This is a genomic window from Mycobacterium pseudoshottsii JCM 15466 (assembly GCF_003584745.1).
Classification (GTDB): Bacteria; Actinomycetota; Actinomycetes; order Mycobacteriales; family Mycobacteriaceae; genus Mycobacterium; species Mycobacterium marinum.
The window spans coordinates 2,724,559-2,738,520 of record NZ_AP018410.1 but is presented as its reverse complement, the minus strand read 5'-3'; the positions used below and the strand labels follow the sequence as shown (position 1 = coordinate 2,738,520).

Here is a 13,962-nt window from a genome sequence, read left to right as displayed (position 1 = left end):
CGCCTACGGTCCTAGTTCCTCGTCCAGGATGGCAAAGAGTTCGCTTTCGCTGGCGGAGCTGATGTCATCATCGTGGCTGTGGTCTTCCCCCCTCGACTGCGGGGATGTCAAGTCGGCCAGCAGGCCGTGGAGCCGATTCGACACCCGTTCCCTGTCTTCGGCAGTCCAGTCGGGCTCGTTGATCATGCTGTCGAGTTCGCGGGCCACCGCATCGAACCGAGCCAGCCGGTTCGGCTGTTCATCGGGGGCAGCGGGTGACAGCGAGCTGAGTTGGGTGCTGAGGTGTTCGGCCAGTGCCGCCGGGGTTGGGTAGTCGAAGATCAACGTGGGCGAAAGTGTCAGTCCGGTCGAGCTTTTGAGGCGGTTCCGTAGCTCCACGGCAGTCAGCGAGTCGAAGCCAAGGTCCTGGAACGGCTTGTTGGCATCGATATCGACGCTGGCGTTCCCGAGAACGGTGGCGGCGTTGGTGCAGATCATGTCGACAAGTTCGCGGCTACGTTGTTCGGGGCTCAGGGTGTGCAGGCGGCTGATCAGAGCCGTCATCGAGGCACTGTTGTCGTTGGCGTCGACGACGCGGCGCACCGAGCGAGTGCCCAAGTCACGCCAGATCGGGGGAACCTCCGGGTTGGCGCTCAGCGCAGCGACATTGAGCTGGGCAGCCACCACGCCGGGGCGCTCGCCGAGCAGCGCGGCATCCAGCAGGTGCAAGGCATGTTCGGTGCTCAGCGGATCGAGTCCGACCTGCCTCATCCGGGCCAGGTCCCGATCCCCCAGGTGTTGCGTCATGGTGCTGGGTTGTTCCCACAGTCCCCAAGCGATCGAGACAGCGGGTAGGTCCTGGCCGCGCCGGTAGGCGGCGAGACCGTCCAAGAACGCGTTGGCGGCGGCGTAGTTGCCCTGACCCGGGGCCCCTGCGATGCCGGCCAGCGACGAGAACATGACAAATGCCACCAGATCCATGCCGTGGGTCAGTTCATGCAGATTCCAGGCTCCGGCTGCCTTGGCCCGCAGCACCGGCTCCACCCGATCCGGTGTCAAGGAGGCGAGCACCGCGTCGTCGAGCACACCCGCCGCATGGAATATCCCCTTGAGCGGGTAGCGGTCCGGCAGCTGCGCCAGCAGCGCCGCGACCGCATCGCGGTCAGCCACATCGCAGGCGGTCACCGACACCTGGGCGCCGCCCTGCTGCAGTTCGGCAACCAGATCCGCGATTCCCGGCGCCTGCGTTCCAGCCCGGCTGACCAGCACGACGTGGCCCACGCCATAGCGCTGCACCAGATGCCGGGCCACTGCTGCCCCGGCCATCCCGGTGCCGCCGGTGATCAACACGGTCCCTCCGGACAACACCGATTGCGCGGCCGGTCCCTGCGGCAGGGTCAAGACCACCTTTCCGATGTGGCGGGCCTGACTGACGTAGCGGTAGGCCTGCTGTGCCGACCGAACATCAAACAGCTTGAGCGGCGGTGCTTTTAGAATTCCTTCCTGAAGCAGTCCGACGACCTCGGAAAGCATCCGCGCGATCGCGTCCGGACCCGCCTCCATCAGGTCGAACGCCCGGTAGCTCACCCCCGGGTACTCGTCGGCAACGGCTTGTGGGTCGCGCAGGTCGGTCTTGCCCATCTCGATGAATCGCCCGCCGGAAACCAACAATCGCAGTGACGCGTCGGTGAACTCACCGGCCAGCGAGTTGAGCACCACATCCACCCCGGCGCCGCCGCTGGTCTTGCGGAACTTCTCCTCGAACTCCAGCGAGCGTGAATCACCAATGTGTTCGTCATCAAAGCCCATTGCCCGCAACGTATCCCATTTGCCACGGCTAGCAGTCACGAAAATCTCGGCGCCCCAATACTTTGCCAGCGCCACCGCGGCCACACCGACTCCGCCGGCGCCTGCGTGTATCAGTACCCGCTCGCCGGCTTTGAGACCGGCCAACACCGACAACCCGTAGAACGCTGTGAGGAACACCACCGGTACACCTGCGGCCTGGGCCAACGACCATCCAGCAGGAACCGTCGTCACCAACCGCTCATCCACCACCGCTTCAGAGCCCACGACACCCACCAAACCCATCACCGCATCGCCAACGGCCAGGCCCTCCACTCCGGGGCCAACCTCGACGACCATGCCGGCGCCCTCGGCACCCAACGCCCCACCGCCGGGATACATCCCCAACGCCACCAGCACGTCCCGGAAATTCACCCCGGCCGCACCGACCGCGACCCGCACCTGGCCGGCGGCCAGGTCCACTCGAGGACACGGCTGCACCAGCACATCCTCGAGCGTTCCCCCACCGCCAACGGCCAACCGCCACGGCCCTTCCGGCAGTTCCAGCCCTGATCCGGAATCGATGAATCTCAACCGGGCCCCCATGTACGACACCGGAGCGCACCACCAATTGCGGATCCCCACAAGCGACGGCATCGGCAATGTCCACCGAATCATCGGTGTCCACCAGTACCACGCGCCCCGGATGCTCCGCCTGCGCCGAGCGCGTCAGACCCCACACCGCCGCGCCCGCCAAATCGGTAACACCTTCGCCGGCCAGGCCCACCGCGCCCCGGGTCAGCACAACCAGAACACCGGGATCATCGCCTGCCAACCACGACTGCAGCTTCGCCAGCGCCTCGTTCACCCGCTGGCCGACCGCGACGTCACCGTCGGCAGAGCCGGACTCCCACAACACCACATCCCGAGCCGAGTCGCTCGCGCTGAGTTCCGGTGATGTCGGAGACCACGCAACCTCGAGCAGCCGGCCGCTGATGGTGCCTCCGGCCGCAATCACGGCCGCCGACAACGCCTCACCAGAAACGGCGCGAACTACCAACTGTTTGACCGATAGCACCGGCAGTCCGCGCGGGTCGGCCAGCTCCACCGACACCAACCCCGCATCCGCCGGGGTGATGCGTACCCGCAGCCGCGCCGCCCCCGCCGCATGCAGCGACACCCCCTGCCAGGAGAACGGCAGCATCAATTGATCGGTCGCGGTGGCGAACCCCCAGGCATGCAGGGCGGCATCCAGGACCGCCGGATGGATCCCGAAGCCCTGCACCGTCGCATCCTCGGGAGCGACCACCTCCGCATAGATTTCGCGCCCCCGCCGCCACACCGAGCGCAACCCGCGAAATGCCGGTCCGTAGCCATAACCACGGGCAGCGAATCGGTCGTAGACGTCACTCACATCCACAGCGGATGCGCCCACCGGCGGCCACACCGACAGGTCGACACCATGGCCGACGCCGCTGGCGCGCAGCACGCCTTCGGCATGCAGCACCCACGAATCGCCATCCGCAGTCGACGAAAACACCGACACGGTCCGCCGGCCCGATTCATCGGCGCCGCCGACGACCAACTGCATCCGCACCGTGCCGGTCTGCGGCAGCGCCAGCGGTGCCAGCAAGGTCAACTCCTGTACCAGCGGGCAGCCGACCTCATCGCCCGCCCGCAGCGCCAGCTCCACGAATCCGGCGCCCGGAAACAGCACCACCCCGTCCACCGTGTGATCGCGTAGCCACGGGTGCAGTTCTGGTGACAACACGCCAGTCAGCACCAGTCCCCCCACATCGGGACGCTCCACCACCGCCCCCAGTAGCGGGTGACCGACACCTGTCAGACCAGCGCCGGTGAGCTTGGTCTGGTCAACGCCCAGCTCCTTGAGCCAGTAGCGACGCCGCACAAAGCCATAGGTGGGTAGGTCCGTGCGCTGTGCGCCCAAGCCCGCAAACACCTCACGCCAGTCCAAAGCTCGACCATCGGCGAACAATTGACCTAGCCCGAGGAGCAGCGCGTCGTTCTCGGGGCGGTCCTTGATCAGCAGCGGGACCGCTGGCGTCTCACGAGTCAACGACTGCTCGACCAACGCCGTCAAGCCGCCGCTAGGCCCCACCTCGACGAAGGCGGCGGCTCCCAATGACTCGGCCAACGCCACACTGTCTGCGAAGCGCACCGGCTTGCGTACATGCTCTACCCAGTACGCTGCCGATCCGTAGCCTGCCTCGGCCAGCTGGCCTGTAACGTTGGATACCAGGCTGATCCGCGGCTGGCTCGCCGAGACACCCTTCAACACCTCGGCGAAGTCCGGCAGCATCGGGTCCATCAACTCCGAGTGAAACGCGTGCGAGACGGCCAGCCGATGCGTCCGTCGTCCCAGTGCCGCAATCCGATCCACCACCTCGCCGACGGCGCCTTCCGGGCCTGAAATCACCACCGAGTCAGGCCCATTGACCGCCGCCGCCGCAACCCCGGACCCCAGCAGCGGCGTCACCTCCTGTTCGGACGCGGCAACCGCGACCATTGCCCCACCCGCCGCTAGCCCAGCCATCAGCCGGCCCCTGGCCGCCACCAGCCGTGCCGCATCGGGTAGGGACAGGACACCCGCAACATGGGCCGCCGAGATCTCGCCAACCGAATGCCCGAGCACTAGATCGGGCACGACTCCCAGCTGTGACAGCAAGGCAGCGAGCGCGACCTCCACCGCGAACAGCGCAGGCTGCGCGAACTCTGTACTTTCCAGCAACCCCTCATCGGTGCCCCACATGACCTGCCGTAGAGGTAGCCGCAAGTGCGCATCCAACTCCGCCGCAACCGCGTCGAATGCCGTGCGGAACGCCGAAAACCGCTCATACAGAACGCGTCCCATGCCCAGGTATTGGGCGCCTTGGCCGGGGAACACGAACACCGTCTTGCCGGTCGATCGCGCGCGGCCCACCACGGCGCCCGCGCCGTGCTCGCCGGCGACCACACCGGCAAGCCCGTCCATCAACTGCGTGCGGTCGGTGCCCACCACCACCGCCCGATGCTCGAACAGCGAGCGGGTTGCGGCCAGCGACCAGCCCACATCCACCGGGTCGAGATCTGGATGCTCTTCGGCCCAGGACAGCAACCGTTGCGCTTGGTTCGCCAACGCCGGTGCTGAACGCGCCGACAACACCCACGGCACGGTTGGGGCGCCGCGATCAGGCTCGGCGAGATCGTGTTCGGCGGTGGGGGCTTGTTCGAGGATCACATGCGCATTGGTTCCGCTGATCCCGAAGGAGGAAACCCCCGCGCGCCTGGGGCGCCCCAGATCCGGCCACGGCCGTGACTCGGTCAGCAGTGAAACCGCCCCCGCCGACCAATCCACCTGCGGCGTCGGCACATCCACGTGCAGCGTCTGGGGCAGCACACCATGCTGCATCGCCAACACCATCTTGATCAGCCCGGCCACGCCCGCCGCCGCGGAGGTGTGCCCGATATTGGATTTGATCGAGCCCAGCCACAGGGGCTCTGTGCGGTCCTGTCCATAGGTGGCCAAAATCGCCTCGGCCTCAATCGGATCCCCCAGAACGGTTCCGGTGCCGTGGCCTTCGACCACGTCCACGTCGGCCACCCCCAGCCGAGCGCTGGCCAGCGCCGCCCTAATCACCCGTTGCTGTGACGGCCCATTCGGTGCTGTCAAACCGTTGGAGGCGCCGTCCTGATTGACCGCCGAGCCCCGCACGACTGCCAGCACCGGGTGACCCAACCGCTGTGCGTCGGCCAGTCGCTCCACCACCAGCACCCCGGCCCCCTCCGACCAGGTGGTGCCGTCGGCGGCACCCGCATACGCCTTACACAACCCGTCGGCGGCCAGCGCTCGCTGCCGGCTGAACTCCACAAATGCCGCGGGGGTCGCCATCACTGTCACCCCGCCGACCAGCGCGAGATCGCACTCTCGCGAACGCAATGACTGCGCCGCCAGATGCAGCGCCACCAAGGACGAGGAACACGCGGTATCCACCGACACCGCCAGCCCCTCCAACCCCAGCACATACGCCACCCGGCCCGAGGCGACACTCAATGTCGAACCGGTGAGCCCGTATCCTTCCAGCTCACCTTTGACTTCGCCGCCATAACCGGCGTGAATCACTCCCACGAATACCCCGGTCGCGGAGCCACGCAACGTGGTCGGATCAATCCCGCTGCGCTCCAAAGCCTCCCACGAGACTTCCAGCATCAGCCGCTGCTGCGGATCCATCGCCAAGGCCTCGTTGGGACCAACGCCGAAAAAGCCGGCGTCGAAGTCTCCGGCATCCGCCAGGAATCCGCCCCGCCGTGTGTAGGTCTTGCCACGCGCGTCCGGGTCCGGATCGAACATTGCGTCGATATCCCAGCCCCGATCGGAGGGAAACTCCGAGACGGCATCGCGGCCTTGGGTCAGCATCTCCCACAACGATTCCGGAGAATCCGCTCCCCCGGGATACCGGCAGCCCATGCCAACCAGCGCCACCGGCTCGGAGAGCTTGTCCTCCAACTCCGCGACCCGCCGGCGGGTGCGCCGCAGATTCGCGGTCAGGCGTTTGAGGTAATCAACATGCTTGGTGGTTTCCGTCAAGATTGCTCCTCGTAGAGGCTTCAGGAGCCGAGTTCTTCGTCGAGAATGGCGAAGAGCTGGCTTTCGCTGGCAGTGGTGATGTCGTCATCGGCGGACAGGTCGGCCAGGATGTCGTGTAGGCGGCCGGACAACTTGCCCTTGTCCTCGTGGGTCCAGTCGGGTCGGTTGATCAGCTTGTCGAGTTCGCGGGCGAGGTCGTCGAATCGGCGCATCAGATCGGGTTGCGCCGTGGCGGTGGCCAAACGGATGCCGAGATGTTCGGCCAGGGCTGCGGGGCTTGGGTAGTCGAAGATCAGCGTGGGCGAAAGAGCCAGCCCGGTCGCGGTTTTGAGCCGGTTGCGCAGCTAGACGGCCGTCAGTGAGTCAAAACCCAACTCCTGGAAGGCGCGGTGGGCGTTGATGTCGGCGGTGCTGGAGCGCCCCAGCACGGTAGCGGCGTTGCTGCACACGACATCGACGAGTTCGCGTTGACGCTGCTCGGCACTGAGCCCGTGCAGTCTGGCCACCAGGCCCGTTGCCGCCGCGATGTTATCGCCGGCATCGGCGTCGCTGATCACTCGTCTCTTGGGGCGAGCGGCCAACTCGCCCAACAGCGGCGGTAGTGCAGCGCTGTTGGACTTGAGCGCGTTGGCGTCCAGCCGGGTGGCCACCACAACGGCTCGGTCGGCCACCACCGCGGCGTCGAAAAGCTCGAGGGCATGTTCGGTTGACAACGTTGCCAGCCCCACCCGGCTCATGCGCGCTTTGTCGCGCGCACCAAGATGGCGAGTCATCGCGCTGGCTTGTTCCCAAAGGCCCCAAGCCACCGACACACCCGGCAGGCCGAGCGCGCGCCGGTGAACGGCCAGCCCGTCCAGGAAGCTGTTGGCCGCCGCATAGTTACCTTGTCCGGCGGTGCCGATGATCCCGGCCATCGAGGAGAACAGCACAAAGGCCGACAAGTTGAGGCCGCGGGTCAGCTCATGCAGATTCCAGGCGCCGTCGATCTTGGCCCGCAGCACCGTATCGACCCGCTGCGGGGTCAGTGAAGCGATCAACCCGTCGTCGAGCACTCCCGCCGCGTGAATCACGCCCCGCAGCGGATAGCGTGCCGGCACTTGCGCTAGTAGCTCCGCGACCGCGTCCCGATCGGAGACATCGCAAGCCACCACCGCCGCCTCTGCTCCGGCATCCTGCAATTGGCCGAGCAGCTCGCTGGCCCCTTCGGCCTGCGCGCCGGACCGACTGACCAGGATGACGTTGGCCACCCGATGACGGGACACAACATGGCGGGCCAAGGCCGTCCCGGCCATGCCCGTCCCGCCGGTGATGATCACCGTGCCTCCGGCCAGGGCACCAGCGGGTACCGCACCGGTTTCGTCGGGAAGTGTCAACACCACCTTGCCGATGTGACGAGCCTGGCTGACAAAGCGATACGCCTGCCGAGCCAGCCGCACGTCGAAAGTCTTGATCGGCAACGGTGTCAGGGTTTCGGCGCAAAGCAGTCGGCTCAGCTCGGCCAGCATCCGCGCGATCAGGTCCGGGCCGGCCTCGATGAGATCAAATGCCCGATACCCAACGCCGCGATGCTGTTCGGCCATCGTCTGTGGGTCACGAAGATCGGTCTTACCCATCTCGATGAAGCGACCGCCGGGGACCAACAGCCGAAGCGATGCGTCGACAAATTCGCCGGCCAGCGAGTTGAGCACCGCGTCCACTCCGGCTCCACCGGTGCCGGCACGGAACTTCTCTTCGAACTCCAGAGTGCGCGAGTTGGCGATGTGGTCATCATCAAAACCCATTGCCCGCAACGTATCCCATTTTCCTGGGCTGGCCGTTGCGAACACTTCCAGGCCCCAAAGCTGAGCCAGCTGCACCGCGGCCATGCCCACCCCGCCGGTGGCCGCGTGCACCAACAGCTTCTGCCCAGACCGCACCTCGGCCAGGACACGCAAGCCGTAGAACGCCGTCAAGAACACCACCGGGACACTGGCGGCCGTCTGCAGCGACCAGCCCGGCGGAACTGCGGTCACCAAGCGGTGATCCACCACCGCCTCGGGCCCCACCACGCCGAGCAGCCCCATGACCGCATCGCCGACGGCCACCCCGGAAACGCCGGGCCCGACCTCGGTGACAATCCCGGCGCCCTCAACCCCTAGCTCGCCTCCACCGGGATACATACCCAACGCCACCAGCACATCCCGGAAATTGACGCCCACGGCGGCCACTGCGACCCGCAGCTGTCCGGTCATCAGCCCCGACGGCGCACAGCCGCCCACCTTCACGTCATCCAACGTGCCACCGCCGCCGGTGACCAATCGCCAATTCTCGCCCGGTGGCGGCAACCGCAGCAGTGACTCGGCCGGCTTCAACCGCGCCTGGTAGGCCACGCCCGCACGCACCACCAGCTGCGGCTCACCGGAATTCAGCACCGCGCCCAGTTCGACCGAGCCATCGGTATCGACCAGTACGACGCGACCAGGATGCTCGGCCTGCGCCGAACTCACCAGCCCCCACACCGCCGAACCCGCCAGATCGGTCACGTCTTCGTCCGCCAGTCCTACCGCGCCGTGCGTCACCACCGCCAAGACCCCGGGTTGGTCGCTGGCCAGCCACGACTGCAATGCGCCCAACGCGCCATCGGTGGCCACATATGTCGACTCCACCGCACCCGCGGACAGCTCGACCTGGGAGGCCAAGTCCCACAACGTCACCGGTATATCGGCGGTGTCGTCGCCGGGCCTGCCCAGCGGTGACCACGCGACCTCTAGCAAGCCACCGCCACCGGCCGTGCCCGCCGATGACGTCTGGTCGGACACCGGACGAAACGCTAGGTCCCGCACCGTCAAAACCGGCAGACCTACCGAGTCGGCGAGTTCCATGGCCACCGAGCCGGACCGAGATTGCGCTATCCGGACTCGACAGCGCGAGGCTCCGGCAGCGTGCAACGACACCCCTTGCCACGCGAACGGCAACACCGTTTGGTTCTGCTCCGCGGTCAGCACCAACGCATGCAGTGCCGCATCGAGAAGCGCTGGGTGGATGCCGAAACCGCCGATCTGCGCGCCGGCGTCTTCGGGGAGGGCCACCTCAGCGAAGATTTCGTCCCCCGACTCCCACACGGCCTGCAGACCGCGAAACGCCGGACCGTATTCGTAGCCCCGGGCTGCCAGCCGGTCGTACACACCGCCGAGGTCCAGCGCCGTCGCGCCCTCCGGTGGCCATGCCGTCAACTGCCCCACTGAAGCAACCGCCGCCGGCGCCAGTACGCCTTCGGCATGTAATGACCATTCCGAAAGTGACTGGTCGCCGCGGGAATACACTTCTACTGTCCGGCGATCCGACTGGTCGGCGGGGCCCACCACCACCTGTAGTTGCACTCCGCCGACGGTCGGCAGAACCAACGGCGCTGACAGGGTCAGTTCTTCCACTGCCGCGCATCCGACCTCATCGCCGGCGCGGATCGCCAACTCGACAAAGCCCGCACCCGGGAACAACACCGTGCCGGCCACCGCATGACCCGCCAGCCATGGCTGCAATGCCACCGATAGCTGACCAGTCAAGACCACCCCACCCGAATCGGGTCGCTCCACCACCGCGCCCAGTAGGCCATGCGCGGCACCGGCCTGCCCCAGACCGCCCACGTCGGTACGACCGGCATCGAGCTGCCCCAGCCAGAAGCGGCGATGCTGGAACCCGTAGGTGGGCAGGGCCACCCGGCGGCCGGCGCCGATGATCGAGGCCCAGTCCACCCGCACCCCCGCGACATGGGCTTGAGCGACCGATAGCCAGAATCTTTGCAGCCCGCCGTCGTCGCGCCCCAGCGATGGAATGACGATCGCTTCGCCGGAGTCTTGCTGGCCAGCCAGGGTTTCTTCGATGCCCGCCATCAAAACCGGGTGCGGGCTGGACTCGATGAAGACTTGGCACCCGCTGTTGAAGGCGGTACGGATAGCCCGTTCGAACTGCACCGTCTGGCGGATGCTGCGATACCAGTAGTCGGCGTCCAAGCCCGCGGTATCGGTGAATTCGCCGGTGACCGTGGAGATGAAGGCCGTCGATGTCGATTGGGGCGCGATACCGTCCAGCGCCTCGGCCAACTCGGCACGGATCGCCTCCACCTGAGCGGAATGGGACGCGTAGTCGACGTCGATTCTGCGGGCCCGAATATCGTCCGCCTCACAGCGCCCAATCAGGGCATCGAGAGCATCCACCTCGCCGGACACCACGATCGCTGAAACGCCTTTTACCGCAGCAATACTCAAGCGGTCGCTCCACGACGCCACTAGCTGGCGGGCGCGTTCCAGTCCGCACGCGAGCGACACCATCCCGCCGGCACCGGAGAGCTGCACCAGCAGCTGGCTGCGCCGCGCGACCACCCGCGCCGCATCCTCGAGGGACAGCGCCCCCGCCACGTAGGCGGCCGCAATCTCGCCTTGCGAATGGCCAATCACCGCGTCGGGAAGCACCCCTGCGGAACGCCATAATTCGGCGAGCGACACCATGATCGCCCACAACACCGGCTGCACGACGTCCACCCGATTCAGCCCCGGAGCACCCGGCACCGCCCGCACGACATCGAGCAGCGACCAGGACACGTACTCGGCAAGAGCCTTCTCGCACGGATGCATCTGATCGGCGAACACCGTCGAGGTGTCCAGCAGATCGACGCCCATCCCGACCCACTGCGACCCCTGGCCGGGAAACACGAACACCGTCTTGCCTACTGGCCGGGCACGACCCACGACAACACCGGCGCCTGGCTCACCGTCGACAAAGCCCGCGAGCCCCTGAATCAGCTGCGTCCGGTCGGCGCCCACCACCACCGCCCGATGTTCGAACACCGACCTGGTGGTAGCCAACGACCAGCCCACATCGGCTACATCGAGATCCGGGCGATCACTCACCCACTGCGCCAGGCGCCGTGCCTGATTGACTAACGCCGGAGCTGACCGCGCAGCCAGTATCCACGGGGTGAGATCGGTTCTGTGCTGTGCGGCAACCTCTTCTGCTGCCGGCGCCTGCTCGAGAATGACGTGAGCGTTGGTGCCGCTGATCCCGAACGAAGATATCCCTGCCCTACGCGCACGCCCGGTTTCCGGCCACGGACGCGCCTCGGTCAGCAACGACACTAACCCCGCTGACCATTCCACATGCGGCGTCGGCACATCCACATGCAGCGTCTGGGGCAGCACCCCATGCTGCATCGCCAGCGTCATCTTGATGACTCCGGCTACCCCGGCCGCGGCAGAGGTATGCCCCATGTTCGATTTGATCGAGCCCAGCCACAGGGGCTCTTTGCCGGGCCCGGTACGGTCCTGCCCATAGGTGGCCAAAATCGCCTGGGCCTCAATGGGATCGCCCAAGGTGGTCCCGGTGCCGTGGCCTTCGACCACATCCACATCGGCCACGCCCAGCCGGGCACTGGCCAGCGCCGCGCGAATCACTCGCTGCTGTGAGGGCCCATTCGGGGTCGCGAGCCCGTTGGAGGCACCATCCTGGTTGACCGCCGAACCCCGCACCACGGCCAACACCGGATGTCCCAACCGCTGTGCATCGGTCAGCCGCTCCAGCACCAGCGCCCCGGCGCCCTCGGAGAACGCGGTCCCGTCGGCGGCACCCGCGTACGCCTTGCACCGCCCGTCGGCCGATAGCGCCCGTTGCCGGCTGAATTCGATGAACATCGCCGGGGTGGCCATCACGGTTACCCCACCCACCAGGGCCAAATCGCACTCACGCGACCGCAGTGACTGCACCGCCAGGTGCAAGGCGACCAGTGAGGACGAACACGCGGTATCCACCGACACCGCCGGGCCCTCCAACCCCAGCACATAGGCCACTCGGCCCGACGCCACACTCAACGTCGACCCGCGCAGCCCATATCTCTCGAGGTCGCCGGGCACCCGGCCCTGTCCCCCATACGAGCCGTGGAAGACCCCGACGAACACACCGGTCGGCGATCCGCGCAACGTGGTCGGGTCGATTCCGGTGCGCTCCAACGCCTCCCAGGACACTTCCAGCAACAGTCGCTGCTGGGGATCCATCGCCATCACTTCGCTGGGCGCTATCCCGAAGAATTCGGCGTCAAAACCAGCGACGTCGGTCAGGAATCCACCGCTGCGGGTGTATGACTTACCCACCGCGTCCGGATCGGGGTCGAACAGACTCGCCCCATCCCAGCCGCGATCCGTCGGGAAATCCGACACCACGTCACGTCCGGCGGCCACCATCTCCCACAAGCCCTCGGGAGTCGCGATGCCACCCGGGTAACGACATCCCATCCCGACCACCGCGACGGGCTCTGTGGCTTGGGCAAGGTGGTCACGGTTTTCCCGCTTGAGCCGCTCGTTCTCTTTGAGTGTCTTGCGCAGTGCCGTGATGAGTTCGTCTGGGGTGCTGTCCATACAACGCGCCTTTCCAGCTACTCAGCGAATCGGCGCGAGGGGCGCGCGGCGGCTGGCGTTGTTCCTTTCCGGCTCCTGGCCAAGCACCGGTAGCCCCGTCCTAGATCCCCGATCGAGCAGAAATTCACGTTTGTTCAGTGCCAACGCAGCAGTACTAGTTCGGAACAGAACCCAGGGCCCATCGCCATCATCAGGCCGGGACTCCCGCTGGGCGGCGGTTTGGCAATGGTGTCCCGCAGCACATGCAACACCGATGCCGACGAAAGATTGCCGATCTCGCCGAGCGAACGTCAGGTCAGCTCCAGCGCCTCCGGAGGCAGGTTGAGGCTCTCGGTGATCGCGTTGATGATCTTGGGGCCACCGGGATGGGTGACCCAGGCGCCGATGTCGGTGACGCTGAGGCCGTGGCCGGCCAGGAAGGTGGTGACGTCCTCGGCCACATATTCCTCGACCACATCCGCGATGTCCTTGGACAGCACCAGCTCGAACCCGGCGGAGCCCACGTCGTAGCCCATGGTGCGCAACGAATCGGGATACAGGTGGCTGCACGAATCCAGGATGTCGGGTCCGCTGGCGCCAACCTCTTCGGCCCGTCCGTCTCCGACCGCCACCACCGCGGCGGCACCGTCTGCAAACAGTGCACTGCCGACCAGACCCGCAGCCGAAGGCTTGTATCCCGGGAAAGTCAGTGAACACAGCTCGACGGAGATCAAGGCGGCGATGCCGTTGGGAGCACCGCGCAGATAGTCGTGGAGACGGGCCACACCGGCGGCACCGGCCACACATCCCAGCCCGAACAGCGGTACCCGTCGCACGTCCAGCCGCAGTCCAACGCGTCCGGCGATGCGGGCATCCAACGATGGCACCGCCAGGCCGGTGACCGTGGTGGTGATGAGGACATCGAGGTCTTCGGGCTGCAGGCCGGCCTCGTCGAGTGCCCCCATCAAGGCTTCGACGCCGAGGTCCACGGCCTTGTCGATGAAAATCCCATTGGCCTCACCGAAGTCATTCAGCTTGGGGTACGTCTCCAGCGGCAGCGCCAAATGGCGGCTGTTGACCTTTGCGTTTGCGTGTATCTGCCGGACGAGTTCTTCGTAGCCCTCAAAGTCCGGGATGTTGACGAACGTCTCGGTGAGTTCGCGCTGACTGTAGCGATGCGGGGGCAACGCACCAAACACACCTGCGATGACGCTCATCGGTCCCACCCCTTCAACACGAACATCAACGCCG

At 66.5% G+C, this 13,962-nt stretch carries 3 pseudogenes; all 3 read right to left on the bottom strand.

Annotation, left to right across the window (positions count from 1 at the left end):
• Nucleotides 1–3 precede the first annotated feature (3 nt).
• A pseudogene (locus MPSD_RS12400) lies at nt 4–6,349 on the bottom strand (SDR family NAD(P)-dependent oxidoreductase).
• A 20-nt stretch (nt 6,350–6,369) separates the two neighbouring features.
• Nucleotides 6,370–12,732: pseudogene (locus MPSD_RS12395) on the bottom strand (SDR family NAD(P)-dependent oxidoreductase).
• Nucleotides 12,733–12,866: 134 nt separating this feature from the next.
• Nucleotides 12,867–13,928, bottom strand: a pseudogene (locus MPSD_RS12390) (type III polyketide synthase).
• Between the last annotated feature and the right edge of the window lie 34 nt (nt 13,929–13,962).